The sequence below is a fragment of the Nocardiopsis sp. NPDC058789 genome, assembly GCF_042745575.1.
Classification (GTDB): Bacteria; Actinomycetota; Actinomycetes; order Streptosporangiales; family Streptosporangiaceae; genus Nocardiopsis; species Nocardiopsis eucommiae.
This window is the reverse complement of record NZ_JBHYOW010000014.1, coordinates 36,408-62,356: the sequence shown is the minus strand read 5'-3', so window position 1 is coordinate 62,356 and position 25,949 is coordinate 36,408. Positions and strand designations below refer to the sequence as shown.

23 protein-coding genes are annotated in these 25,949 nt (G+C 71.3%); 11 read left to right on the top strand and 12 right to left on the bottom strand.

Annotated features, from left to right (window positions below):
- The first annotated feature begins 113 nt into the window (after positions 1–113).
- The 3 genes from ACFW3L_RS20775 (at position 114) to ACFW3L_RS20765 (ending at position 3,000) form a co-directional block, all read left to right on the top strand.
- On the top strand, positions 114–632 hold the full coding sequence (locus ACFW3L_RS20775) for a MarR family winged helix-turn-helix transcriptional regulator (protein WP_378742927.1): 519 nt from the start codon (positions 114–116) through the stop codon (positions 630–632).
- Between the two features lie 280 nt (positions 633–912).
- Positions 913–2,454 (top strand): BCCT family transporter, encoded by a 1,542-nt coding sequence (locus ACFW3L_RS20770; protein WP_378743081.1) that lies wholly within the window; start codon positions 913–915, stop codon positions 2,452–2,454.
- 60 nt (positions 2,455–2,514) lie between these two features.
- On the top strand, positions 2,515–3,000 hold the full coding sequence (locus ACFW3L_RS20765) for an Hsp20/alpha crystallin family protein (RefSeq protein WP_378742925.1): 486 nt from the start codon (positions 2,515–2,517) through the stop codon (positions 2,998–3,000).
- 68 nt (positions 3,001–3,068) lie between these two features.
- On the opposite strand, the gene ACFW3L_RS20760 is transcribed toward ACFW3L_RS20765, so the two are convergent.
- From ACFW3L_RS20760 to rimP, 11 genes are all read right to left on the bottom strand, one after another.
- Positions 3,069–4,403, bottom strand: coding sequence for a M16 family metallopeptidase (locus ACFW3L_RS20760; RefSeq protein WP_378742923.1), 1,335 nt, complete (start codon positions 4,401–4,403; stop codon positions 3,069–3,071).
- A gap of 112 nt (positions 4,404–4,515) precedes the next feature.
- On the bottom strand, positions 4,516–6,828 hold the full coding sequence (locus ACFW3L_RS20755; RefSeq protein ID WP_378742921.1) for a polyribonucleotide nucleotidyltransferase: 2,313 nt from the start codon (positions 6,826–6,828) through the stop codon (positions 4,516–4,518).
- A gap of 285 nt (positions 6,829–7,113) precedes the next feature.
- Complete coding sequence (gene rpsO / locus ACFW3L_RS20750; protein WP_017542637.1) at positions 7,114–7,383, bottom strand: 30S ribosomal protein S15; 270 nt, start codon at positions 7,381–7,383, stop codon at positions 7,114–7,116.
- A 255-nt stretch (positions 7,384–7,638) separates the two neighbouring features.
- Complete coding sequence (locus ACFW3L_RS20745) at positions 7,639–8,586, bottom strand: bifunctional riboflavin kinase/FAD synthetase (protein WP_378742918.1); 948 nt, start codon at positions 8,584–8,586, stop codon at positions 7,639–7,641.
- 93 nt (positions 8,587–8,679) lie between these two features.
- On the bottom strand, positions 8,680–9,558 hold the full coding sequence (gene truB, locus ACFW3L_RS20740) for a tRNA pseudouridine(55) synthase TruB (RefSeq protein WP_378742916.1): 879 nt from the start codon (positions 9,556–9,558) through the stop codon (positions 8,680–8,682).
- A 57-nt stretch (positions 9,559–9,615) separates the two neighbouring features.
- Positions 9,616–10,059: a 30S ribosome-binding factor RbfA gene (gene rbfA, locus ACFW3L_RS20735; RefSeq protein ID WP_378742914.1), complete on the bottom strand. Its 444-nt coding sequence runs from the start codon at positions 10,057–10,059 to the stop codon at positions 9,616–9,618.
- A gap of 2 nt (positions 10,060–10,061) precedes the next feature.
- Positions 10,062–10,358, bottom strand: coding sequence for a DUF503 domain-containing protein (locus tag ACFW3L_RS20730; protein WP_357762419.1), 297 nt, complete (start codon positions 10,356–10,358; stop codon positions 10,062–10,064).
- Positions 10,359–10,444: 86 nt separating this feature from the next.
- Positions 10,445–13,543 (bottom strand): translation initiation factor IF-2, encoded by a 3,099-nt coding sequence (gene infB / locus ACFW3L_RS20725; RefSeq protein ID WP_378742912.1) that lies wholly within the window; start codon positions 13,541–13,543, stop codon positions 10,445–10,447.
- A gap of 237 nt (positions 13,544–13,780) precedes the next feature.
- Positions 13,781–14,086 (bottom strand): YlxR family protein, encoded by a 306-nt coding sequence (locus ACFW3L_RS20720; RefSeq protein ID WP_378742910.1) that lies wholly within the window; start codon positions 14,084–14,086, stop codon positions 13,781–13,783.
- A gap of 13 nt (positions 14,087–14,099) precedes the next feature.
- Positions 14,100–15,122, bottom strand: coding sequence for a transcription termination factor NusA (nusA, locus tag ACFW3L_RS20715; RefSeq protein ID WP_378743079.1), 1,023 nt, complete (start codon positions 15,120–15,122; stop codon positions 14,100–14,102).
- Between the two features lie 24 nt (positions 15,123–15,146).
- Positions 15,147–15,629, bottom strand: coding sequence for a ribosome maturation factor RimP (rimP, locus tag ACFW3L_RS20710; RefSeq protein WP_378742908.1), 483 nt, complete (start codon positions 15,627–15,629; stop codon positions 15,147–15,149).
- A gap of 360 nt (positions 15,630–15,989) precedes the next feature.
- Here rimP and ACFW3L_RS20705 point away from each other — a divergent pair, with 360 nt between their 5' ends.
- On the top strand, positions 15,990–16,550 hold the full coding sequence (locus ACFW3L_RS20705; RefSeq protein WP_378742906.1) for a hypothetical protein: 561 nt from the start codon (positions 15,990–15,992) through the stop codon (positions 16,548–16,550).
- A 113-nt stretch (positions 16,551–16,663) separates the two neighbouring features.
- Positions 16,664–17,149: a ferritin-like domain-containing protein gene (locus tag ACFW3L_RS20700; protein ID WP_378742904.1), complete on the top strand. Its 486-nt coding sequence runs from the start codon at positions 16,664–16,666 to the stop codon at positions 17,147–17,149.
- A gap of 87 nt (positions 17,150–17,236) precedes the next feature.
- On the opposite strand, the gene ACFW3L_RS20695 is transcribed toward ACFW3L_RS20700, so the two are convergent.
- Positions 17,237–18,970, bottom strand: coding sequence for a proline--tRNA ligase (locus ACFW3L_RS20695; RefSeq protein ID WP_378743077.1), 1,734 nt, complete (start codon positions 18,968–18,970; stop codon positions 17,237–17,239).
- A gap of 165 nt (positions 18,971–19,135) precedes the next feature.
- Between ACFW3L_RS20695 and ACFW3L_RS20690 the strand changes: the two genes are divergently transcribed.
- The 6 genes from ACFW3L_RS20690 (at position 19,136) to ACFW3L_RS20665 (ending at position 25,367) form a co-directional block, all read left to right on the top strand.
- Positions 19,136–19,987 carry a spermidine synthase gene (locus ACFW3L_RS20690; RefSeq protein WP_378742902.1) on the top strand — a complete coding sequence of 284 codons (852 nt, stop codon included), beginning with the start codon at positions 19,136–19,138 and terminating at the stop codon, positions 19,985–19,987.
- Between the two features lie 102 nt (positions 19,988–20,089).
- Positions 20,090–21,283: a sensor histidine kinase gene (locus ACFW3L_RS20685; RefSeq protein ID WP_378742900.1), complete on the top strand. Its 1,194-nt coding sequence runs from the start codon at positions 20,090–20,092 to the stop codon at positions 21,281–21,283.
- Positions 21,280–21,954: a response regulator gene (locus ACFW3L_RS20680; RefSeq protein WP_378742898.1), complete on the top strand. Its 675-nt coding sequence runs from the start codon at positions 21,280–21,282 to the stop codon at positions 21,952–21,954. Before ACFW3L_RS20685 ends, ACFW3L_RS20680 begins: the two co-directional genes overlap by 4 nt.
- 196 nt (positions 21,955–22,150) lie before the next feature.
- The gene (locus ACFW3L_RS20675) at positions 22,151–23,488 is read left to right on the top strand and encodes a cytochrome ubiquinol oxidase subunit I (protein ID WP_378742896.1); all 1,338 of its coding nucleotides are present in this window, start codon (positions 22,151–22,153) and stop codon (positions 23,486–23,488) included.
- A 48-nt stretch (positions 23,489–23,536) separates the two neighbouring features.
- Positions 23,537–24,460 (top strand): cytochrome d ubiquinol oxidase subunit II, encoded by a 924-nt coding sequence (locus ACFW3L_RS20670; protein ID WP_378742894.1) that lies wholly within the window; start codon positions 23,537–23,539, stop codon positions 24,458–24,460.
- A gap of 565 nt (positions 24,461–25,025) precedes the next feature.
- Positions 25,026–25,367: a hypothetical protein gene (locus ACFW3L_RS20665; RefSeq protein ID WP_378742892.1), complete on the top strand. Its 342-nt coding sequence runs from the start codon at positions 25,026–25,028 to the stop codon at positions 25,365–25,367.
- Positions 25,368–25,949 lie beyond the last annotated feature (582 nt).

Here is a 25,949-nt window from a genome sequence, read left to right as displayed (position 1 = left end):
ACTGAGGCAAGTATTTCACGCGACGCACTCCGGGGCCAGGCGACACTTGGAGAGCGGCCTAGACTCGACGGCAAGTGACCGGAGGGACCGTTCACGGAGCGGTAGGGAGATCCATGGACACCGCGCCCAGCACCGAGCCTCCCGCGAGGGCACCCGGAGACGGCAACGGTCACAGGACGCGTGCGGAGCTGTACGAGGCGCTCCAGAGCGACGGACAGCAGCTGGCCGTGCGCCTGGTCCGGCTCCTGCACCGCATGGCCGACCGCTCGGGCATGAACCCGACCGACTTCCAGTGCTACACACTGCTCCGCGCGAGCGGCACCATGACGCCCGGCGAGATCGCGGACAGCCTCTGCCTGTCCACCGGGTCCGTCACCGGCGTCGTGGACCGCCTGGAGGCACACGGACTGGTCGAGCGCGCACCGCACCCGCTGGATCGACGCAAGATCGCCGTGCGGCTCCTCGAGGGCGCCGAGGCCACGCTCGGTCCCCCCGCGCCGGGCATGCGCCAGGCCATGACCGACCTGCACGCTGGCTACACCGACGCGGAACTCGAGGTGATCGCGGACTGGCTGGACCGCGCGGGGCTCACCCTTGAGGCTCTGATCACCTCACTGCCGCCGCGCCCCTGACCCGGAGGCACCCTCCGGGCGCCGCGACGTCCGCGCCACACGCGACCCAAGTCCGTCATGCCGTTTTTGTCGGAACACTCCAACTCGCGGCTTTACTTTGCTGCAAGGGACCAACGGCCCTAACATCCCACGGGACCCATCCGTGGCCGGCAGCGGGACCGGCAACTCTCCCAAACACCGCTCGATCCCCCGGCGGTGCCGGGAAGGAGACACCATCTCATCCCTGCGCACATACATAAAAGAAAAGACGAACCCCACGGTCTTCGGCGTGTCGGGCCTCGTGATCATCGCCTTCATCATCCTGGGTGTGGCGTACACGGGCCCCCTGCTGGACGCCACTGAGGGCACCCGGACGTGGATCGGCGAGAAGATCGGCTGGATCTACGTCCTGGCGACGGTCTTCTTCGTCGTCACCGCCGTGTTCCTGATGCTCAGCAAGTACGGGGGCATCCGTCTCGGACCGGACGACTCGCGACCCGAGTTCAGCACCCTGGCCTGGTTCGCGATGCTCTTCACCACGGGCATGGGCATCGGACTGGTCTTCTGGGGTGTGGCCGAGCCCATCGAGCACCTGCACTGGCCGCGCGACGCCGCGCTCATGCCGGGTGAGGACGGCGCTCCGCTGCCCGCGGCCGCGTCGGAGTCGCTGGCGCTCACGTTCTTCCACTGGGGGTTCCACCCCTGGGCCGTCTACATCGCCCTCGGCCTGTCCCTGGGCTACTTCGCCTACCGCAAGGGTCTGCCGCTGCGCCCGGCCTCCGCGCTCCACCCGCTGCTCGGGGACCGCGCCTTCGGCTGGCCCGGCAACGTCGTCGACATCCTCGCGGTGTTCGGCACCATCTTCGGCCTGGCCACGTCGCTGGGCCTGGGCACCCTCCAGATCAACGGCGGGCTCACCGACGTGTTCGGGCTTCCGAACAACGCGCTGATCCAGACCCTGATCATCGTGGTGATCACGGCCGTGGCGCTGTTCAGTGTGCTGTCCGGCATCGACAAGGGACTGCGCCGCCTGTCGGTGATCAACCTGTGGCTGGCGTTCATCCTGCTCGCCTTCGTGTTCGCGGTCGGTCCCAAACTCTGGATCATCGCGAGCACCACCACCGCCTCCGGGGAGTACCTGAGCAACCTCGTCTCCTGGAGCCTGTCGTTCCCGAGTCCCCGGGTCGACGAGCAGGGGGCGGCCTGGACCCAGGCCTGGACCATCTTCTACTGGGGCTGGTGGATCTCCTGGGCGCCCTTCGTCGGCATCTTCCTGGCACGGATCTCCTACGGGCGCACCATCCGTGAGTTCGTGATCGGCGCCCTGTTCGCCCCGACCGGTGTCTGCGTCCTGTGGTTCGGCGTGTTCGGTGGCTCCGGCCTCTTCTACGACCTCGCGGGCAGGGCCAACTTCATCGAGGGGGACGAGGCCCAGGCCGCGTTCACCCTGTTGGAGGCGCTGCCGATCTCCGGAGTGGTCGCGATGGTCGCGGCCGTGTGGCTGCTGGCCGTCGTGGCCATCTTCTTCGTCACCTCCGCGGACTCCGGCTCGCTGGTCGTGGACATGCTGACCAACGGCGGCACCCGGAACCCGAACCGCTTCCAGCGCGGCTTCTGGGCCGTCTGCCTGGGCGGCGTCACCTGGATCCTCCTGGTGGCCGGGGGCGACGACGCGTTGTCGGCGCTCCAAGCGGCCTCGGTGATCACCGGACTGCCCTTCGCGGTGATCCTGCTGTTCATGGCGGCCGGGTTGTTCAAGGGGCTGGCCAGCGAACGTGCCCCGGGCGAACCCAAGAGGTCGCGGGCCGAGGATCGTTCTCGTTCCGGAGACCGGGCAGAGTAGGAACCAGTTCGTTCCTGACGGTGGGCGCATCACCACCGACGGCGTATTGAGGAGGCAACGGTGGCACCCAAGAGGTTCAGCAACCCCTTCCACGGGGTGGTGGACATGATCACCGAGATGAACAGGATGTCGGACACGATCTCGACGATCGAGACCACCCAGGTGGGTGAGCGCGAGAGGACGTTCGCCGACGCCTGGAGCCCGTCCACGGACATCATGGCCAAGGGCCGCGACCTCGTCATCCGGGCGGAGCTGCCCGGGGTCAAGGAGACCGACGTGTCCGTCAGCCTCGCGCACGGCGTGCTCGTCATCAGCGGCGAGCGGCACCGCGAGGAGGACGACTCCACGATCTACTACACGTCCGAGCGCTTCATGGGCTCGTTCCGGCGTGAGATCAGCCTCCCCGAGGACGTCGAGGACAAGGACGTCGAGGCGGCCTTCGGTGACGGCCTCCTGGAGGTCGTCGTCCACGGTGGCGCCCACACCGGCGGCCCCCGGCAGATCGCGATCAAGAAGCGCGGTCGGCCGCGCGGACGCCCGCTGTAGGGCGAGCGGAAGGAGGGAGCCCGTGACCGGCGACGGTCACGGGCTCCCTTCGTTCGCGGGGTCCGACCTCAGAACGTCCGGTCGGCCGCGTACGGGCCGATCACGGCGAGCGCCCTCGGGCGGGCCAGCAGCTCGGCGGCGACCCCGGCGACGTCGTCCAGCGTGACGGCGTCGAACAGGGCCAGGTCCTCGTCGATGGAGAAGTGGCGCGGCTGGGTGAGCTCGTGGGCGAGCAGGCGGCCCATCCGGGCGTTGGTGCCCTCGCTGCCGAGCACCATGGCGCCCTGGATCTGGCCCTTGGCGCGGGTCAGCTCCTCCGGAGTGATCCCGGACGCGGCGACCTTGGCCAGCTCGTCGCGGCAGACGCCGATGACCTCGTCGGCCTTCTCCGGCAGGCAGCCCGCGTAGATCTGGAAGGTTCCGGTGTCGGCGTAGGCCGTGTGGTACGCGTGCACCGCGTAGGCCAGGCCGCGCTTCTCCCGCACCTCCTGGAAGAGACGCGACGACATGCCGCCGCCCAACGCGGCGCTGAGCAGGCGCAGGGCGTGCCAGCGCGGGTCGGTGCGGGTCAGCCCCTCCGAACCCAGGATGATGTGCGCCTGCTCGGTCTCACGCGGCTGCACGACCGTGCCACCGAAGGTCCGGACCGGTTCCCCGGCCCCGCGCGGGCGGGACGGGCGGGCGTCACCGGCGGCGCCGAGGCGGTTCGCGAACATGGCGCGGACCTGCTCCACGACGCTCTCGTGGTCCAGGCTGCCCGCAGCCGTCACGATGAGCTCCGAGGGCACGTAGGCGTCCCGGTACTGCTCGGCGATGCGCTCGCGGGAGAGCGCCTTGATCGTGTCGGTCGTGCCGAGGATCGGGCGCCCCAGCGGGGTGTCACCGAAGAAGTGCTCCGCGAAGACGTCGTCCACCAGGTCGGCGGGCTCGTCCTCGTACATGGCGATCTCCTCCAGGATCACGCCGCGCTCGGTCTCCACCTCCCCCTCGTCCAGGACCGAGTTGGCGACCATGTCGCCCACCACGTCCACCGCGAGCGGCAGGTCCCGGTCGAGGACCTTCGCGTAGTAGCAGGTGTGTTCCTTGGTGGTGTACGCGTTGTGGTCGGCGCCCACCCCGTCCAGCAGCGCGGAGATCTCCAGCGCCGAACGGGTCCCGGTGCCCTTGAAGAGCAGGTGCTCCAGGAAGTGCGCCGACCCCGCGTGCGCGGAGTCCTCGTCACGGGAGCCGGTGGTCGCGGAGACACCGAAGGCGGCGGAGCGGCCCCCGGGAACGTTCTCGGTGACCACGCGCAGGCCGCCGGGCAGCACCGTCCGACGCACCAGACCGGAACCGCCGTCGGGCTCCAGCAGCGTGACGGTCGTGCCCGGCTCCTGCTCGGCGGCGATGGGGACAGAACTCATGGATCCTTCTTCTTCGCGTCGGGACATCCAGCAGAGCATACGCCCGGGACGACGGCGGGGCGGCCGCGTCGTGCAGACGCGACCGCCCCGTACAGGGTCACACAGGTGTGGATCAGGTGTTCTCGGAACGCCCGCCCGAGCTGCGGCGACGGCGGCGGCGCGGGGCGCCCTCGCCCTTGTCGTCGCCCTTCTCGTCGTCCTCGTCCGCGTCCGCGGCCGCGGGGGCCTCGGCCTTGTCGGACTTGGCGGCGGTCTCGGACTCCACGACCTCGACCGGGACCAGGGAGAGCTTCCCGCGGTCGTCGATCTCACGGATCTCGACCTGGATCTTCTCACCGATGCTGATCACGTCGTCGAGGTTCTCGATGCGCTGGCCGCCGTGCAGCTTGCGGATCTGCGAGATGTGCAGCAGACCGTCCTTGCCGGGCAGCAGCGAGACGAACGCGCCGAAGGCGGTCGTCTTGACGACGGTGCCCAGGTAGCGGTCGCCCACCTCGGGCATGGTCGGGTTCGCGATCTGGTTGATCGTGTCCCGGGCCGCCTCGGCGGAGGGGCCGTCGGTGGCACCGATGTAGATGGTGCCGTCGTCCTCGATCGAGATGTCCGCGCCGGTGTCGTCCTGGATCGAGTTGATCATCTTGCCCTTCGGGCCGATGACCTCACCGATCTTCTCGACGGGCACCTTGACGGTGAGGATGCGCGGGGCGTTCGGGCTCATCTCGGCCGGACGCTCGATGGCCTCCTGCATGACGTCGAGGATGGCCAGACGGGCGCCGCGGGCCTGCTGGAGCGCCAGGGCCAGCTGCTCGGCGGGGATGCCGTCGAGCTTGGTGTCCAGCTGGAGCGCCGTGATGAGCTCCCGGGTGCCGGCGACCTTGAAGTCCATGTCACCGAAGGCGTCCTCGGCACCGAGGATGTCGGTCAGCGTGACGAACTCGTCGCCCTCGCTGATCAGACCCATGGCGATACCGGACACCATCTCCTTGAGCGGCACGCCGGCCGCCATCAGGGACATGGTGGAGGCGCAGACCGAACCCATCGAGGTGGAGCCGTTGGACCCGAGGGCCTCGGACACCTGGCGGATGGCGTACGGGAACTCCTCGCGGGCGGGCAGAACCGGCAGCAGGGCCCGCTCGGCCAGGGCGCCGTGCCCGATCTCGCGCCGCTTGGGCGAGCCCACCCGACCGGTCTCACCGGTGGAGTAGGGCGGGAAGTTGTAGTTGTGCATGTAGCGCTTGGTCTTGTCCGGGTTGAGCGTGTCAACCGTCTGCTCCATGCGCAGCATGTTCAGCGTGGTGACGCCCATGATCTGGGTCTCGCCACGCTCGAAGAGGGCCGAACCGTGCACGCGGGGCAGGATGCCCACCTCGGCGCTCAGCTGACGGATGTCCTTGGGACCACGGCCGTCGATGCGGACCTTGTCGCGCAGGACGCGCTCACGCATGAGCTGCTTGCTGAGGCTGCGGAAGGCGGCGCTGATCTCCTTCTCGCGGCCCTCGAAGTCCTCGGCCAGCTTCTCGGCGGCCGACGCCTTGATCTTGTCGAGCTCGGCCTCGCGGTCCTGCTTGTCCGCGATGGTGAGCGCCTTGGCGAGCTCCTCGCGAACGGCGCCCTCGACGGCGGCGTAGGCGTCGTCCTCGTAGTCGAGGAAGATCGGGAACTCGCCCTGCTCACGGCTGGCCTGGTCGGCGACGGCCTGCTGGGCCTTGCACAGCACCTTGATGAAGGGCTTGGCGGCCTCGAGGCCCTCGGCCACGGTCTGCTCGTTGGGGCCGACGGCGCCCTCGGCGACCAGCTTCAGGGTCCGGGTGGTGGACTCCGCCTCGACCATCATGATCGCGACGTCGCCGTCCTCCAGGACGCGGCCGGCGACGACCATGTCGAAGGTGGCGCCCTCAAGCTCGGCGTGGGTGGGGAAACCGACCCACTGGCCGTCGATCAGCGCGACCCGGACGCCGCCGAGCGGGCCGGAGAAGGGCAGACCGGCGATCTGCGTGGACATCGAGGCCGCGTTGATGGCGACGACGTCGTACAGGTGCTCGGGGTGCAGCGACAGGATCGTCTCGACGATCTGGATCTCGTTGCGCAGGCCCTTCTTGAAGGAGGGGCGCAGCGGACGGTCGATCAGACGGCAGGTGAGGATGGCGTCCTCGGAAGGACGGCCCTCACGCCGGAAGAAGGAGCCGGGGATGCGGCCGGCGGCGTACATCCGCTCCTCGACGTCCACCGTCAGGGGGAAGAAGTCGAGGTTCTCCTTGGGGCGCTTCGAGGCCGTGGTGGCCGACAGGACGACGGTCTCGTCGTCCAGGTAGACCGTGGCCGAACCGGCGGCCTGACGGGCCAGACGGCCGGTCTCGAAGCGGATGGTGCGGGTGCCGAACTTGCCGTTGTCGATGACGGCTTCGGCCGAGTAAACGCCCTCCATGGGCGACCTCCTGTTACACGTTGCGGGCGCCGCGCCGGACCCTCTCCGGGTCCGTGGCACGGCGATACTGATCCCGTGTCGTGCCCCGGAGGTGATGACGGTCGGTCATCGATCGAAGCCCACGGCCCGCCCGTACGGGCGATGTCCGGAGACCACTACCGAGGACCGACCCCTGGGTCCGGGGTGGCGGCACGGGTGGTGCGGGTGGCGTCCGTCGCGGACACCACTCTGGTCACACCTTACTAACAAAGAGGGAGCGGCCGAAGCCACTCCCTCCGAAACGACCTAGCGGCGCAGGCCCAGACGCTCGATGAGCGAGCGGTAGCGGGTGATGTCCTGCTTGGCCACGTACTTGAGCAGACGGCGGCGACGGCCGACCATCAGGAGCAGGCCACGACGGCTGTGGTGGTCGTGCTTGTGGTCCTTCAGGTGCTCGGTGAGCTCGGTGATGCGGTGCGTGAGCAGCGCGATCTGGACCTCGGGGGAGCCGGTGTCACCTTCGACGGTGGCGTACTCGGCGATGATCTTTTCCTTGGTGGCGGTGTCGATCGACACGACGCTCCTTCACTGAGAAGTCGGTACGCAGGGGCGAACCCCGGTACGTGGCAGGGTTCAGACGCGGTGACCGCGCGTACGAGCAGTCACCGTCGCGTGTGGTGCGCGCGGCCCTCCGCCGATGGCGTGGGTGCACCGCGCTCCCGCCGCGTCCGCTCCCCGGAGGGGGCGTGACTGACCGCGGGCACACGTGGACGGACCCCACCCTACCGCAGGCTCTGTGGCGCGGAACCCGGTTCCCCGGTGACGCCCGACTCAGGCGACGCCGAGGACCTCACGGCAGCGGTCGACGTCGCGGCGCATCGCCACGATGAGCGCGTCGATGTCCTCGAACCGCTCCTGACCCCGGATGCGCGCGGTGAAGTCCACCGCCATGCGCAGTCCGTACAGCTCCAGGTCGTCGCGGTCCAGGGCGTAGGCCTCCACCGTACGCTCGGCCCCGTCGAACGTGGGGTTGGTGCCCACCGAGATCGCCGCGGGCCACCGTGCCTCGTGCCCCTCGACCGGCTCCAGTCGGCTGAGCCACCCCGCGTACACGCCGTCACCGGGCACGGCGGTGTCCGGGTGCAGGTCGGCGTTGGCGGTGGGGAACCCCAGGAGCTCGCGGCCCCGGGCGGCACCGTGCACGATCTCGCCGGACACCCGGTGCGGGCGGCCCAGGAGTTCGGCGGCCGCGGCCACGTCCCCCTCGTCGAGCAGCGCGCGCACGCGCGTGGAGGTGATGGTGTCGCCCTCGACCACCAGGCGCACGCCGTCCACCACGAAGTCGTACTTCTCCCCCAGTTCGGCCAGCGCGGCGACGTCCCCGGCCGCCCGGTGGCCGAAGCGGAAGTCCTCACCGACCACGACAGCCGCGGCGCCGAGCCGGTCGGAGAGCACGCCGCGGACGAATTCCTCGGCGCCGAGCGAGGACAGGGCCTCGTCGAAGGGCAGGACGCACACGGCGTCGACCCCGAGGGACGCCATGAGCTCGACCCTTCGGTCGACCGGTGTCAGGACCGCCGGGGTGGACCCGCGCAGTACGCGTTCGGGGTGGGGGTCGAAGGTGACCGCGACCACCGGCAGGCCGAGGCGGTCGGCGTGGCCGCGCGCGGCGGCCAGGATCGCCTGGTGTCCCCGGTGCACGCCGTCGAAGACACCGACCGCCACCACGGACCGTCCCCAGTCGGAGGGAGTGTCCCCCAGCCCGTCCCATCGCAGCACGTTCGGTCCCCTTCGGTCACGTTCGGTTGGTCAGAGTCCAGCGTGCCACGTCGGGCCCCCCGCTTCCGCCACGCGTCCGCCGGGGGATCCCGGTCAGGCCGGTGAGAAGACCACGACCGGCTTCATGTGGCCCGGGCGGTTCTCGCCCAGGGCGACCACGGTGCCGTCCGGCGCGAACAACCCCACGGGACCGTCGCCCAGGGAGCTCTCGCTGATCCGGTTCCCGTGGCGGATCGCACGGGTCTCGGCCTCGTCCATGGTGCGGACCGGGAACGCGGCTGCCACGGCCTGGGCCAGGGGGACCTGGGTGAACTCCTTGGCGAGTTCGTCGAGCGTGCGGGCCTGGGACAGGTCGTAGGGGCCCACCCGGGTGCGGCGCAGGGCGGTGAGGTGCCCGCCCACGGCCAGGTCCGCGCCCATGTCGCGCGCGAGCGCGCGGATGTAGGTGCCGCTGGAGCCGGTGATCACCGCGTCCACGTCCACGAAGCCGTCCGGGGTGTGCCGCACGGCGGTCACGTCGAACTGGGAGATGGTGACCGTCCGCGCCCTGAGCGCCACCTCCTTGCCCTCACGGGCCGACTTGTAGGCGCGCTTGCCGTCCACCTTGATCGCGCTGACCTGCGGCGGGACCTGCTGGATCGGGCCGGTGAGCTTCGCGACGGCGGCGCGCACGTCGGAGTCGGTGACGGCGGAGGCGTCCACCCGGGCTCCGGGCTCACCCTCGGCGTCGTCGGTGTTGGTGACCAGGCCGAGGCGGATCGTGGCCTCGTAGGTCTTCTCGGTCAGGGTCAGGTGACCGAGCAGCTTGGTGCCCTTCTCGATCCCCAGGACCAGGACCCCGGTGGCCATCGGGTCCAGGGTGCCCGCGTGGCCCACGCGTCGGGTGCGCGCCAGACCCCGGGTCTTCGCGACCACGTCGTGTGAGGTCCAGTCGGCGGGCTTGTCGACGACCACGACACCGCTGTCGGCCATGGGGGCTCCTTCTGGGAGAGGGGCGGCGGCCGCTGCCGCCGCCCCGGGGGGTCTGGGTTACTCGTCGTCCTCGTCCTCGTCCTCACGAGGCGCCTTGTACGGGTCGGCTTCACCCGCGTGCTTGGCTCCGGTGGCCTTCTGGGCCACCTCCTCGTCGGACCTGCGCGCCTCGACCAGCAGCTTCTCGATGTGCTGGGCGTTCTCCTGCACCTCGTCGATGACGAAGGTCAGGCTGGGCGTGTGGCGGATGCCGGTCTGGCGACCGACCTCGCTGCGGATCACGCCCTTGGCGCTCTCCAGCGCGGCCGCGCTGGCCGCCTTCTCCTCGGGGGTGCCGAACACCGTGTAGTACACCGTGGCGTCCCGCAGGTCCGCGGTGATCCGGGCGTCGGTCACGGTGACGAATCCCAGGCGCGGGTCCTTGATTCGCCGGTCCAGCATCTCGGCGACGATCCGCTGGATTCGGTCGGCGATCTTTCGCGCGCGTGCGGCGTCAACCATCGTCAGTCTTCCTCTTCGTTGAAGAGCCGCTGCCTGGCGGAGAGCAGCTCCAGTTCGGGACGGCCCGCGACGAAACGCTCGCAGGTGTCCATCTGGTCCCGGGCGTGCGCGGCGGTCGGCGCGACCACCGCGACACCGATCCTGGCCCGACGGTAGAGGTCGTGTTCCCCGACTTCGGAGACCGACACCGAGAACTTCCGTCGCAGTTCGGCGATGACCGGCCGGACCAGCGAACGCTTCTGTTTGAGCGAGTGGACGTCTCCGAGGAGCACGTCCAGTGTCAGCGCCCCAACGTACAAGTGATCACCTGTGGTGTTGTGTGAGCCGTCAAAGGCGGGGCCCCGGACACGATCGTCCGGGGCCCCAGGTGGATCAGTCCTCGCGACTAGTCGCGGGGCTTCTCCTGCATCTCGTAGGTCTCGATGACGTCCTCGACCCGGATGTCGTTGTAACCGACACCGATACCGCACTCGAAGCCCTCGCGGACCTCGGTGGCGTCGTCCTTGAACCGACGCAGCGACTCGACGTTGAGGTTCTCGGAGATGACCTTGCCCTCGCGGATGAGCCGTGCCTTCGTGTTGCGGCGGATGATCCCGTCGCGGACGATGGAACCGGCGATGTTGCCGATCTTCGGCACCTTGAAGACCTCGCGGACCTCGGCGCTGCCGAGCTGGACCTCCTCGTAGATGGGCTTGAGGAGACCCTTGACCGCGGCCTCGACCTCGTCGATGGCCTGGTAGATGACCGAGTAGTACCGGATGTCGACGCCCATGCGGTCCGCCAGCTGGCTGTTCTTGCCCTCGGGCCGAACGTTGAAGCCGACGATGATCGCGTCCGCGGACGACGCCAGGTTGATGTCGTTCTGCGTGATGGCACCGACGCCGCGTCCGATGATCCGGATGCTGACCTCGTCGCCACCGGCGTCGATCTTGAGCAGCGACTCCTCGAGCGCCTCGACCGAACCGGACATGTCGCCCTTGATGAGGAGGAGCAGCTCGGAGCGCTCGCCCTCCTTGATGGCGGACTGCCAGTTGTCGAGGGTGACCCGGCGGGCCGACTTCGCCTGCTGGGCGAAGCGCTCGCGCGCCTCGCGCTGCTGGGCGATCTGACGGGCCACGCGGTCGTCCTTGACGACCAGGAAGCTGTCACCGGCGCTGGGCACGTTGGTCAGACCCAGGACCTGGACCGGACGGGACGGCTCGGCCGACTGCACGTTCTCGCCGTGCTCGTCGAGCATGGCGCGGACGCGGCCGAAGGCGTCGCCACAGACGATGGAGTCACCGACGTTGAGCGTGCCGCGCTGGACCAGCACCGTGGCCATGGAACCGCGACCGCGGTCCAGGTAGGCCTCGATGGCCAGACCCTGAGCGTCCATGTCCGGGTTGGCCTGGAGGTCCAGGGCCGCGTCGGACGTGAGGACGATCGACTCGAGCAGGGCGTCGATGTTGTCGCCCTTGAGCGCGGAGATGTCCACGAACTGGACGTCGCCGCCGTACTCCTCGGCCACGAGGCCGTACTCGGTCATCTGGGCGCGCACCCGCTGCGGGTCCGCTCCCTCGACGTCGATCTTGTTGACCGCGACCACGATCGGCACCTCGGCCGCCTTGGCGTGGTCGATGGCCTCGGCCGTCTGCGGCTTGACGCCGTCGTCGGCTGCCACGACCAGGACCGCGACGTCGGTGACCTTCGCACCACGGGCACGCATGGCGGTGAACGCCTCGTGACCGGGGGTGTCGATGAAGGTGATCTTGCGCTCTTCGCCGTCCACCTCGGTCGCGACCTGGTAGGCACCGATGTGCTGGGTGATTCCGCCGGCCTCGCCGCTGACGACGTTGCTCTTGCGGATGGTGTCCAGCAGTCGGGTCTTACCGTGGTCGACGTGACCCATGACGGTGACCACGGGCGGACGCGGACGCAGCTCGGCGTCGCCTCCCTCGTTCTCACCGAACTCGATGGAGAAGGACTCGAGCAGCTCGCGGTCCTCGTCCTCGGGGCTCACGACCTCGATCGTGTACTTCAGCTCCTCGCCGAGCAGCTGGAGCGTCTCGTCGGGCAGCGACTGGGTCGCGGTGACCATCTCGCCCAGGTGCATCATGACCTGGACCAGCGACGCCGGGTTGACGTCGATCTTGTCGCCGAAGTCCGAGAGCGAGGCGCCACGGGACAGACGGATGACCTGGTTGTTGCCGCTCGGGATCTTCACGCCGCCGAAGGACGGGGCCTGGAGGTCGTTGAACTCCTGACGCCGCTGCTTCTTGGACTTGCGCGCACGCCCGGGACGACCGCCCGGACGACCGAACGCACCGGCCGTTCCGCCACCGCGACCGCGACCGCCGCCACCGGGACGACCACCGAAGCCGCCGGGACGACCGCCGCCGCCACCGGGACGCGGACCCGCACCGGCGGGAGCGCCACCACGGCCGCGGCCACCGCCGCCACCGGGACGACCGCCGCCGGCACCGCCACGGCCGCCGCCAGCGGGCGCGGCCGGACGGGACGAGGGCATGTTCATCGGGCTGGGACGCGGACCGCCGGGACGCGGAGCGCCGCCGCCACCCGGGCGCGGAGCACCGCCACCGGGACGGGGAGCGCCCGCGGCACCGCCGGGACGCGGGGCGCGCTGTTCGCCGCCGCCCTGCGGGCCACCGGGACGGGGACCCGGACGCGGGCCACCGGCACCGCCGGGACGCGGAGCGCCGCCGCCGGGACGGGGAGCGCGCTGTTCGCCGCCGCCCTGCGGGCCACCGGGACGGGGACCCGGGCGCGGACCGGCGGCACCGCCGGGACGCGGGGCGGAGGGCTTGGAGCCCATGCCCGAGGCGTTGGACGCGAACGGGTTGTTGCCCGGACGCGGGCCCGGACGGGGACCGCCCGGACGCGGGCTGCGGCCGCCGTCACGGCCACCCTCGCGTCCGCCACCCTCACGGCCGCCGGAACGCTCCGGACGGTCACCGCGCTGGGGACGGTCGCCACGGGCGCCGCCCTGGGCACCGCCGGGCTTGGGGCCGCCGGGACGCGGAGCGTCGCCGCGGGCAGCCCTCGGAGCCGGCTTGGGGCCGGGCTTCGGAGCGGACTCGGGCCGCTCGGCGGGCTTCTCGAAATGCGGAACCGCGGGCTTCTCCACCGGCGCGGCGGGCTTCTCGACCGGAGCGGCCGGCTTCTCGGCCGGGGCCTCGGTCTTGGGGGCCGCGGGGCGCGCGGCCGGGCCGGGCTTCGGGCCCGGCTTGGGCGCGGGGCCGGGCTTGGGAGCCGCGGGACGCGCCGAACCTTCGGCGGCGGGCTTGGGACCGGGCTTGGCCGATCCGCCCTTCTTGCCGCCGTCGGAACCGTTGTCGAAAGCTTCTTGCAGGCGTCGAACGACGGGGGCCTCTATCGTCGAGGACGCCGAACGGACGAATTCGCCCATCTCGTTGAGCTTGGCCAGCACGGCCTTGCTCTCTACACCGAACTCCTTGGCGAGTTCGTACACCCGGACCTTCGCCACACTTCTCCTTCAGCTTCGGTCCGGGACATGGGCTTGTGCCGGACCGTCGTTAGCTCGAGTTACTCATCGCTGCGTACTCATCAGGCGCTCATCGCAATCTCGACCTGCTTCCTCATCGCTACACAACAATGGGCCAGCTCATAGGTGCCGACACAGCACTACACGCCGACCTCGGTCACATCAACCACGGAGTCGGCGCGGACATTCCAACCCTATCCGGAACCGAGCGGAGCTCGGTCAAGCGGGGGCGTCACCAAGCAGGGACCTCACAAGTGAGACGTCCCACCCGGTGGCGCCACCACCGTTCCGGTTCCGGAAGGCACGGGACCATGCTCTGCGGCGTTCGGCGAGCTCCAGGCATCGCCGATCGTCGTGCAGATAGGCGCCGCGCCCCGGACGTCGACCTCGGGTGTCGGGCGTGATGACCGTGCCCACGGCCACCAGCCGCACGAGGTCGGACTGGACTGTCCGCGACCGGCACCCCACGCAGGTACGCACGGGGCGGTCAGGACCGTCTCCGGCCACCCTATCGCGTCGGGACATGGGCGCGACCCGATTAACCGGCCGAAGGGGTGTCTTCGTCCCCCCGGACGGCCTCGTCCGCGTCCTCGGCCGGGTCCCGCGCGGGCTCGGCGTCGGAGCGGATGTCGATACGCCAGCCGGTCAGCCGAGCGGCGAGACGGGCGTTCTGGCCCTCCTTGCCGATCGCCAGCGACTGCTGGTAGTCCGGCACGACCACGCGGGCCACCCGGGCGGCCATGTCGAGGATCTCGACCGAGTTGACCCGGGCCGGGGAGAGGGCGTTGGCGACGAACACGGCGGGGTCCTCGGAGTAGTCGACGATGTCGATCTTCTCTCCGTGGAGCTCGGCCATGACGTTGCGGACCCGGCTGCCGAGCGGGCCGATGCAGGCACCCTTGGCGTTGACGCCGCCCCGGTTGGATCGGACCGCCATCTTCGTGCGGTGGCCGGCCTCGCGGGCGATCGCGGCGATCTCCACGGTGTGGTCCGCGATCTCGGGGACCTCCAGCTCGAAGAGCTTGCGCACCAGGTTGGGGTGGGTGCGCGAGAGGGTGACCGAGGGACCGCGGTGGCCCTTGCGGACCTGCACCACGTAGGCGCGCAGACGCTCGCCGTGGGTGTAGTCCTCGGTCGGGACCTGCTCCTGCGGGGGCAGGACGGCCTCGATCTTGCCGAGGTCGACCAGGACGTTGCGCGGGTCGTTGCCCTGCTGGATGATCCCGGAGACGATGTCGTGCTCGCGTCCGGCGAACTCGCCGAGGGTCAGCTCGTCCTCGGCGTCGCGCAGACGCTGGAGGATGACCTGCTTGGCGGTGGAGGTCGCGATGCGACCGAACCCGGTGGGGGTGCCGTCGAACTCACCGACGACCTCGCCCTCCTCGTCGGTCTCGGAGACCCAGACGACCACGTGGCCGGTGGAACGGTTCAGCTCCACGCGGGCCTTCTTGTCGGGGCCCTCCTCGCGGTGGTAGGCGATCAGGAGGGCGTCCTCGATGGCCTTGGCCACGAGCTCGACGGCGATGTCCTTCTCGCGCTCCAGGCTGCGCAGGACACTCATGTCAATATCCATGGGGCTCCCCCTCTAGTCCGCCGCGTCGGTGTCGGCTTCGCGACGGAATTCCACCTGGACCTTGGCCTTGGCGATCGTGTCGTAGGCCAGGGTGCGGGGGCGGCCCCTGACGTCCAGGGTGACGCCCTGGTCGTCGGACCCGGTGACGCGCCCGGTGAGGTCGCCGCCCTCGACGAGGGAGACCTTCACCAGACGCCCCTGGGAGCGCCGCCAGTGGCGCGGCAGCGTCAGCGGACGGTCCACCCCCGGGGAGGTGACCTCCAGCACGTAGGGCTGCTCGCCCATGACGTCGGAGGCGTCCAGGCTCTCGTTGACGGCCTGGCTGACCTCACCGACGGTGTCCAGGTCGACCCCGTCGTCGGAGTCGACGACCACGCGCAGCACCCGGCGTTTGCCCGCGGGTGTCAGCTCGACGGCCTCCAGGTCCAGTCCGGCCTCGGCCAGTACCGGCTCAAGCAGCTCGGCGATGCGCTCGTTGCGCGCCTGCGCTCCCATGCGTGATTAGCCCCTCAAACGGCGAAATCCCGCCCGCTCGGCCGTGTGCCGTTGAACGGGGCGGTCCAGCTCTGTACGTAGTCTTCGTCGAATCCGCTCGACGCCCCCGTGCGGGCAGCGTGAGCGCCGCGCGTCGCGTGCGACGGCGGTTGTGGTGCAAGGGTATCCACACCTGAGCGGCGCCCAGGTCGGTACACGCGGACGGGGGGTGGTCGCGGACCGGGGTCGGCCCCGCGGGAACACCGTCCTGGCAGGGGGTGCCGGTACGACCCGTGCCCGTCCCCGACCGTGGAAAGATGGGGGCTGACCGCCGGTGACGGCGGTCCAGTCGACGCCGTGGGGTACGGGAGGAGAGCGCGCGTGGACCAGGGAAACGCCAGCGGTCGCACGGCGCCCGGGCTGACGAGGAGGTCCTTCGCGGCCCGGAGCCTCGTGCTGACGGGTGTCGCCGTGACCGGCTCCGTCGCGGGAGCGGTCGGGGTGACCGGATGCGCCGGGGCCGACTGGTACCCGTTCGACGTCACGCCGGACGTCGCCGTCCTGCGCTCGCTCATCCGGGAGAAGGAGCGGGCGATCGTCCGGCACGAGGCCGCGCTGGCACACGGCACGGGCCCGGCGGAGCTGCTGGAGCGGCTGCTGGAGGACCACGCCACCCACCTGGACGCGCTGTTGGACGCCCTGCCCGAAGGGGTGGAGGCGCACGACGACACCGAGGCCGCCGAGGACGGGGCCCCGACCTCGGCGGCGGACCCCGCGCTGGAGGCCGTGCCCGACGTCCCGGGGCTGCGCGCCCTCGCCGCCGCCGCGACCAGCGCCCGGCTCGACCAGGCCGCGGCCGTGACCGACCCCGGTCTGGCCCAGCTCGTGAGCGGGATCGGCGCCTGCGAGGCCGGGCACGCCCACCTGCTCGCGCGTGCCTGAGCGGTCACGGGGGCGACGGCGCGGCGCGCGGTGCCGAAGGGACGGCGGCGGAAGAAGTCGAGGAACATCCCAGGGACGTCCGAGCGGCGTGAAGGTGGAAGGAAGGTAGTCAGGTGAGCGAGAGCCCCACGCCCGCGCAGGGCTCCGGGGAGACCGGTGCGGACGCCTCCCCCTCCGAGAGCGGTGACCCCACCGGCGCGGCCCTGGCGGAGGCCCTGAGGGCCGAGCACGCCGCCGTGTACGGGCACGAGTTCATCGGCGGCGCCGCCGGTGACCGGACCCGCCGTGAGCGGGCCTCGGCGTCCGCCTACGAGCACAAGGCGCTCCGGGACTCCCTGCACGCGGCCTCCGTCGAGCGCGGTGTGGACCCCCCGGCCGCGCTCGCCTCCTACCCGCTGCCCGAGGGGCGCGACGGCGGCGACATGGACGACTTCGCCGTTCGGCTGGAGGAGACCACCATGAGCGCCTACCTGTGGCTGAGCTCGTCCGCCGACACCGACCTGCGGGTCACGGCGGCACGCAGTCTCCAGGAGGCGACGGTGCGTTCGCTGGAGTGGGGCGCCGAGCTCGACCCCCTCCCCGCCTTCGACCACGGCTGACCAGCGCTGCCGGAGTCCGCTCCGGACACACGAAGGGGGCTCCCGAGCGCACCGGCGCGGGAGCCCCCTCCCCGTTCGTGCCGCGCCCTACCCGGCGCAGGCGGCGACGGTGCTCTCGACGATCTCGCCGACCGGCACGTCGGTGCGCTCACCGGTGCGGCGGTCGCGCAGCTCGACCAGGCCGTCCTTGAGGCCACGGCCGACGATGACCACGGTCGGGATCCCCAGCAGCTCGGCGTCGTTGAACTTCACGCCGGGGGCGGCCTTGCGGTCGTCGACGAGCACGCGCAGGCCGCGCGCCTCCAGCTCTCCGCCGATCCGCAGGGCCTCCTCGACCTCGCCGCCCTTGCCGGTGCCGACCACGTGCACGTCGGCGGGGGCGATCTCCCGAGGCCAGACGATGCCCTTGTCGTCGTGCGACTGCTCGACCACGGAGGCGACGGCGCGGGAGACGCCGATGCCGTAGGAGCCCATCGTGACGCGGCGGGGCTTGCCGTCCGGGCCGAGGGCGTCCAACTTGAAGGCGTCGGTGTACTTGCGGCCGAGCTGGAAGATGTGCCCGATCTCGATGCCGCGCGCCGTGTACAGGGTGCCCCGGCCGTCGGGCGAGGCGTCGCCGTCGCGCACCTCGGCGACGTCGATGGTGCCGTCCGGGGTGAAGTCGCGTCCGGCCACGAGGTCGAGCACGTGGTGGTCGGTGCGGTCGGCGCCGGTCACCCACGAGGTGCCGGTGGCCACGCGCGGGTCGACGAGGTAGCGGACCTTGTTGTCCAGCAGGGCGCGCGGGCCGATGTAGCCCTTGGCCAGGAACGTGTTGGCGGCGAAGTCGGCGTCGTCCAGGAGCGCGACCTCGGTGGGCTCCAGGGCGGCCTCCAGGCGCTTGAGGTCGACCTCGCGGTCACCGGGCAGGCCGATGCCGAGGAGCTCCCACTCCTTGCTGCCCGGGGCGCGGGTCTTGACAAGGACGTTCTTGAGGGTGTCGGCCTCGGTGAAGTCGCGGTCGAGCCCGGCGCCGTTGAGGAAGTCCACCAGGGTCTGGATGGTGGCGGTGCCGGGGGTGTGGTGGACCCGGGCCTCGGGCAGCCCCTCCACGGGGCCCTCAGCCGGGGCAGGGGTCCGCACGGCCTCGACGTTGGCCGCGTAGTCGGACTCCGTGCTGCGCACGAAGGTGTCCTCGCCGGTGGGCGCGACGGCCAGGAACTCCTCGGAGGCCGAGCCGCCCATGGCGCCGGAGGTCGCGGAGACGATGACGTAGTCCAGGCCCAGCCGGTCGAAGATCCGGATGTAGGCGGCCCGGTGCTGGTCGTAGGACTGCTGGAGGCCCTCGTCGTCGGTGTCGAAGGAGTAGGAGTCCTTCATGTGGAACTCGCGGCCGCGCAGCACGCCGGCGCGCGGGCGGGCCTCGTCGCGGAACTTCTCCTGGATCTGGTAGAGCACGACCGGGAAGTCCTTGTAGGACGAGTACTCGCCCTTGACGAGGAGGGTGAAGAGCTCCTCGTGAGTGGGGCCGAGGAGGTAGTCGGCGCCCTTGCGGTCCTTGAGGCGGAAGAGGGTGTCGCCGTACTCCTCCCAGCGCCCGGTGGTCTCGTAGAACTCCTTGGGGAGCAGCGCGGGCAGCAGGACCTCCTGGCCGCCGATCGCGTTCATCTCCTCGCGCACGACGCGCGCGACGTTCTCCAGGACGATCTTGCCCAGGGGCAGCCAGGTGTAGATGCCGGGGGCGGCGCGGCGGACGTACCCGGCGCGGACGAGGAGCTTGTGGCTCGGCACCTCGGCGTCCGCCGGGTCCTCACGCAGGGTGCGCAGGAACAGGTTCGACATCCGCAGTAGCACGGCCACTCCTCGGTGATCGCGCCCCGGAGGGCGCGGGTTGGGACTTCTGGGGAACCCCAGGCTAGCGCTCCTTCGAGGGGGTTCGCGCGCCAGTTTCCGAAGGCTCCCGACTGCGCCTAACGTTGGGGGATCGTGCGGACCGGGGTGGGGGACATGGGCAGACGTGTGCGTGACAGGGTCGAGGCGGAGGAGGAGGTCTCGGTGGTGCCCGGGGTCGACCTGCTCGCTGACGCGGACCGCGCCAACTCGTGGTTCCTGCTGGTGGAGGGCACACCGCAGTCGCACGTGGACCTGTCCGACCCCGGATACCTGGACTTCTCGTACGTGCGGCGGATCGCGCACGCGGTCGACCTGGTCGCGCCGGAGGGTGAGCCGGTCGAGGCGTTGCACCTGGGTGCCGGGGCCCTGACGGTGGCCCGGTACGTGGCGCACACGCGCCCGGGGTCGCGTCAGCGCGCGGTGGACGTGGACGCGGCGCTGGTGGAGCTGGTGCGACGGCGTCTGCCGTGGGACCGCAGGGCCCAACTCCGAGTGGGGATCGGTGACGCCCGGGAGTGGATCAGCGCCAGGCACGAGGACGGCGCGGACCTGATCGTGTCCGACGTCTTCTCCGGGGCGCGGACCCCGGCCCGCCTGACCTCGGTGGAGTTCTACGCGGAGGCGGCGCGGGTGCTGCGGCCGGGCGGGTTCCTGGTGGTGAACGTCGGGGACGGCTACGCGCTGCGGCACACGCGCGCCCAGGTGGCCACGGTGCGTTCGGTGCTGCCACACGTGGTGATGACCGCCGAACCGGGCATCCTGCGCGGGCGCCGGTTCGGCAACCTGGTGCTGGTGGCGGGCCACCGGCCGCTGCCGGTGGAGGAGCTGGGGCGGCTGGCGCACCGGGACCCCGAGATGGCCCGGCTGGTGGAGGGCGAGGACCTGGACCGGTTCCTCTCCGGCCACTCCCCCGTACACGACGCGGAGGCGAAGGACTCCCCCGCGCCGCCGACCGACCTCTTCTGACCTTCTCCGAGGCCGGACTACTCCGGGGGGAGTAGGCCCGCCCCCGAAGAGTCACCCTGAGGAGGACGGCGCCGCCGGTGCGGCCGCCGTACCGTCGTGGGCGTGGCAGCACTCCTCGCACGCGTTCCGCGTCCCACCCGCACCGACCTCCGGTTGACGGCCGCCCTCGTGTTCCTGTCGCTGGGCAGCACCCTGCTGGTCGAGGTGGTCGACCCGGTCCCCGAGGACCTGGACCCCCGGCCGTGGGGGTACGCCCTGATCCTCGCGGCCTGCCTGCCGGTCCTGTGGCGGACCGCCCTCCCCCGCACGGTCGCCGTGGTCTCGGTGGTGGCCGCCACCGTCTACTACCCGCTGGGCTTCCCCGACGGCATGGTGATGCTGTGCACCGCCGTGATGCTGTACACCGTGGTGCGCTGGGGGTACCGGGCCTTCGGGTGGACCCTGGGGGTCGGGCAGTTCGCGGCGGTCAACGCCTACGAGTTCCTGGCCACGGGCACCTACCGTCCCGAGGCGGTCGGGATCGTGGCGTGGGTGATGTTGCTGCTGTGCGCCGCCGAGGTGGTGCGCTGGCGCCAGGAGTACCTGAGGGCGGACCGCGAACGCGAGCTGGAGGCCGCCCGCACCCGCGAGGAGGAGCTGCTGCGCAGGGCCTCCGACGAGCGGCTGCGGCTGGCGCGCGACGTGCACGACACCGTGGCCCACAACATCTCGCTGATCAACGTGCAGGCCGGGACGGCGCTCTACCTGATGGAGATCCAGCCGGAGAGGGCCGTCGAGGCGCTGTCCACCATCAAGCAGACCAGCAAGGACACGCTGAGCGAGCTCAGGGCGATGCTGGGGGTGCTGCGCGCGGTGGACGAGGACGCGGCGGCGCCCCGGTCTCCGGTCCCGGGGCTGGACCGGGTCGGGGACCTGGTGGAGGGCGCCCGGGGCGCGGGACTGCCCACCGAGGTGGAGGTGACCGGGGAGGAGCGGCGGCTGTCCGTGGGCACCGAGGGGGTGGCCTACCGGGCCGTGCAGGAGGCGCTCACCAACGTGGTCCGCCACTCCGGGGCGGACGGTGCCCGGGTGCGGATCGACTACGGGCCCTCCCTGCTGACCGTCGAGGTCACGGACGACGGACACGGGACGGTGGGCCCGCCCGCCGTGGGCAACGGCATCACCGGGATGCGTGAGCGAGCCTCTCTCGTGGGCGGCTCGGTGGACGCCGGGCCCGTGGAGGGTGGAGGATTCCGGGTGCGGGTGCGGTTGCCGATCGACGGTGACCCCCGTGGTGAGACGGGGGGAACGGGTTGATCCGGGTACTGCTCGCGGACGACCAGGCGCTCGTGCGCGCGGGGTTCCGCGCGCTGTTGGACAGCGCGCCCGACATCCAGGTGGTCGCGGAGGCGGCCGACGGCGCGGAGGCGGTACGGCTCGCGCTGGCCGAACGCCCCGACGTGGTGCTGATGGACATCCGGATGCCGGAGGTGGACGGGCTGGACGCCACCGGGCGCATCCTCGCGGAACCGTCGCTGGAGCGGACCCGGGTCGTCATCCTCACCACGTTCGACCTTGACGAGTACATTTTCGAGGCGCTGCGCGGGGGCGCCAGCGGTTTCCTCGTGAAGGACACCGAGCCGCGCGACCTGCTCCAGGCGGTGCGGGTGGTGTTCGAGGGCGAGGCGCTGCTCTCCCCCGGGATCACCCGGCGGCTGATCTCCGACTTCGCCCGCCGCCCAGCGGGGGCGCCGCCCTCCTCCGTCCGGCTGAACGGGCTCACCGACCGCGAGCGGGAGGTCCTGGCTCTGGTCGGCCGGGGGATGTCCAACGAGGAGATCGCCCGGGAGCTGGTGCTCAGTCCGGCCACCGCCAAGACCCACGTCAGCCGCGCCATGGTGAAGCTGGGCGTGCGCGACCGGGCCCAGCTCGTGGTCCTCGCCTACGAGACGGCGTTGGTGACCCCCGGCTGGTCGCGGGACGGGTAGCGGCGGGGGCGGCGCCACCGCGCACCCGGGCGACCCTGAGGGCGCCTCGGGGTCGTCCCGTACGCCCCGGGGAGTAGGAGCGGACGGCGGAGTACCCCTCCGGACGGCCCTCGGATGCCGCCCTGGGGGCGATGCGCCGCCCCCGACCGTCGGCGGAGGCTGGGGCGTCCCCACCGACGACCGCAGAGGCCCTCCCGTGTTCGACGATCCCCTCGTGCTCGCCCGGCTCCAGTTCGCGCTGACGGCGGCCACGCACTACGTGTTCGTGGCGCTCACGCTGGGGCTGGCTCCGTACATCCTCGGAACCCAGCTCGTGGCGACCCTGCGCGGGGACCGGTCCCGCATGGTCGCCGTGCGCTTCTGGGGCGGCCTGTACCTGGTCAACTACGGCATGGGCGTCCTGTCCGGTCTGGTGATGGAGCTCCAGCTCGCGCTGAACTGGAGCGGGCTGCACGAGACCTTCGGGTACACCTTCGCCGCTCCCCTGGCCGTCGAGACGATGACGGCGTTCTTCGTCGAGTCGACGTTCCTGGGGCTGTGGATCTTCGGCTGGGACCGCATGGGCCGGTGGGCGCACCTGTTCTGCTTCTCCGTGGTCACCGCGACGGCGTACTCCTCCGCGTGGTGGGTGCTGGTCTCCAACGGGTTCCTGCGTCACCCGGTGGGGTTCGCGATGGTGGACGGGGTCGCGCACCTGACCGACCCGGTCGCCCTGGTGACCAACCCGGCGGCGGTGTTCGCCTTCCTGCACGTGGTCAGCGGCGCCATGCTGGTCGGTGCGCTGGTCGTGGCGGCCGCCAGCGCTCACCACCTGCTGCGGGGGGACGACCCGCACGGGATCTTCCGACGCGGCATGGGCTTCGCCGCCGTGACCATGACCGTGATGCCGATGGTCGTGGTGAGCTTCGGTGGCGCGCAGTTCCGGATCTTCGGTCAGGACCCGCCCACCAGCGGGCTGACCTACACGGCCGAGCGGATCGAGGCGATCGAGGCCGCCGGTCCGAGCGCCTTCGTGTCCGCCGTCAACACGGCCGGTGAACTGGTCATGATGACCGCCTGGACGGTCATGTTCCTCCTCGGGCCGGTGATGCTGCTGGCGCGGTACGGGGGACCGCTGAACCCCCGGCGGTGGTTCGGGAACGGGCGCGGGAGCACGGCCACCGGCGCGGACGGTCCGGGTTCCGCGCCCCGGGTGCCGTCCTGGTTCCGGCCGCGTCGCTGGGGGCTGGCCCTGCTCCTGTTCTCCCCCTTCCTGCCCTACCTGGCGAGCGTGGGCGGCTGGGTGTACCGCGAGACCAACCGGCAGCCCTGGGTGGTGGTGCACCACCTGACCACCGCCGACGCGGTGACGCCTCTGTCGCCGGGCGCCGCGGTGACCTCGTTCACCCTGTTCACGGTCGCCTTCGGGGTCCTGGCCTGCGTGACCTGCTGGTTGCTGGTCCGGTTCGCCCGACGCGGCCCCGAGGGAGGTCCGCTCGCCGAGCACTGGGAGGAGGAGCGATCCAAGGACCCCGACCCCGTCCCCACGTTCTGAACCGCACGCGCACGTTCCGAGAGTCAACGGTCAAGGGAAGCAGCCATCATGGAACTCCTGTCCACAGCGCTCCTCGCGTTGTTCGTCGTGGGCTACCTGGTGCTCGCCGGGTCCGACGTCGGTCTGGGCATGCTCGTGCCCCACGTGGCGCGCACCCCGGCCGAGCGCCGCCGTGTGGTGGCGGCCGTCGCCCCCTACTTCCTGGCCTCCGAGGTGTGGCTGGTCGCCGCTCTCGGCGTGCTGGCCGGGCTCTTCCCCGACCTGGAGCACGAGCTGGTCGGTGCCCTGTGGCCGGTGCTCGTGGCCCTGGCGCTCGGGTGGCTGGTCCGGGACGCGGGGCTGTGGTTCCGTTCCCGGGTGGACGACCGGCGGTGGAGGTCCCTGTGCGACACGGCGCTCGTGGCGGGCAGTTGGACGCTGGCCGTCTGCTGGGGGCTGGTCCTGACCGCCCTGGTCGGTGACGGACTGGCCCCGGACCCGTTCACCGTCCTGGGCACCGTGACAGTCGTCGCGCTGTTCGCGCTGCGCGGCGCGGCCTTCGGCGCGGAGCGTCTGGTGGGGGCCTCGGAGGCGGAGAGCGCGGACGCCGCGGCCCGGGCGACCCGTCCCCTGGCCAGGACGGCGTTGGCGGCCCTGGCGGTGACCGTGCTGGTCGGGGTGGGCCTCGGTGGACCGGCCCTGGTCCGCCCCGAGGTCGCGGCGGTCCTGGTCGGCATCCTCGCGGCGGCGCTGGCCGCGACCAGCGGGCTGACCGGTCCGATGCTGTCCCGGCACACGTCGGCGCTGGCGATCGCGGTGCCCGGGCTGGTGGTGGCGCTCTCCGTCGGGACTCCCCTGTCGGCCCCTCCCGGGATGACCGGTGCGTTCGTCTGGTCGATGCTGTTGCCCGTGGTTCCGGTCATGCTCCTCGGCCAGGTTTGGCTCTACCGAATGACACGGCGCCCGGCCACGACCCCGACCTTCTTCGCCTGACCCCCGGGCCGGAAGGTACAGGTCAGACCGGGAACCCGGTGAGGGGGCCGGTCAGCCCCCGCCGGGTCATGGGAGGGCAAGGTTCCCGTCTCCGATTGGAAAAGCCGGTCAGCGGGCACTTCCTGGGGCGGGAAACTCGCCCGTGGCGCCGAATCCGATCCCGGACCCGGCGAGATCGCGCACGGGTGACGGCGTCGAGCCCTTGAGGAGGGACTGTGACCGACCCCCTGACCAGACCGCCGGGCCTGAGCGGATGCGGCTGCGGATCGAGCTGCGGCTGTGGCTGCCAGAGCGGCGGCTCCTGCGGCTGCGGCGGCCGCTGCGGCTGACCGGTTCCCCAGGCGGGGCCCCGCGCTCGTGCGACGGGTGCCTTCCCCGACCTGCGGGCTGTCCCTCCCCTTGGGGACAGCCCGCGCCCCCACTCCCCACGGTCCGGCGGCCACGTGACCAGGACGGACCACAGTCCCAAGTCGCGACAATACGCGACGAGGTGTGTACGCTATGTCACAGTGCTTTTCCTTGGGGGATGAGCCGCTGCGTATCCACCCGTTGGGGGCGATCAGCGATGCCGCCGTTCACGAGACCAGCGACACGGAGGGTCCACGACTCCGAACACGCCCGGCTGCTCCAGTGCGTGGAGGCGATACTGGAGCGCTCGGACCGCGCGGTGCCCTGGGAGCCGGATACGGTCGGGCTCCCCGACGCCCGCACCGACAGCGCCCTGGCGCGGATCAACGACGTCGCCTTCTACGCCAACGCTCGCAACGAGGTCTCCGCCCTGGCCGGGCTCTGCCTGGACCTGCTCGGCCTGCACAGCCCCGACGATCAGGACGACCCGCACTGCCAGGGGTGTCGCCTGCCCTGGCCCTGTCCGACCTTCGGCGAGATCACGCGGCTCCTCGGCTGACCCCGACCCGGAGCACACCCGGAAAGCCCCGGGAAAGGACGACGCCCGCCGAGGTCGGGGCGCGATCCGACATCGACGGGCGACGGTCTCACCTGTCGCCGACGACGCTCACGACCGAACGGTCGGGCGCCCCCGCCGAGCGAGGCACACCCCGAGGCTAGTACTGGAACACGTTCTACCGCAAGACCCGAACGCCGCTCGGTTCTCCTCGAAAACCCAGCGTGCACGGTAGCGGTACGGACCCGTCGGGCACAGCACTCCCCTGCAACCTGATCCCGTTGAGCCCGGTCCATGCCGACGGGCAGGGGGCGCCGGGGCGATGGCACGGGGGCGGGCGCGAGGCGGCACCGGGCGGGACACACCGGCGCGGCAGGGAGAGTGGGCCAGGCCCAGGGGCGGGGGACAGCCCCTGGGACCGACGATGATCGGCGCGACCACCCGTACCCCTGGTGGACGATGGACCCTCCCACACGCTCCGGGGCGCGCCTTCACCACAGACGTTAACGAGGCACCGGTCACGCGAACACCCCCCCTTCGGGTAACCGGAATGTCTCGATTGCCCCTGGAGGTCTCTCACCGACC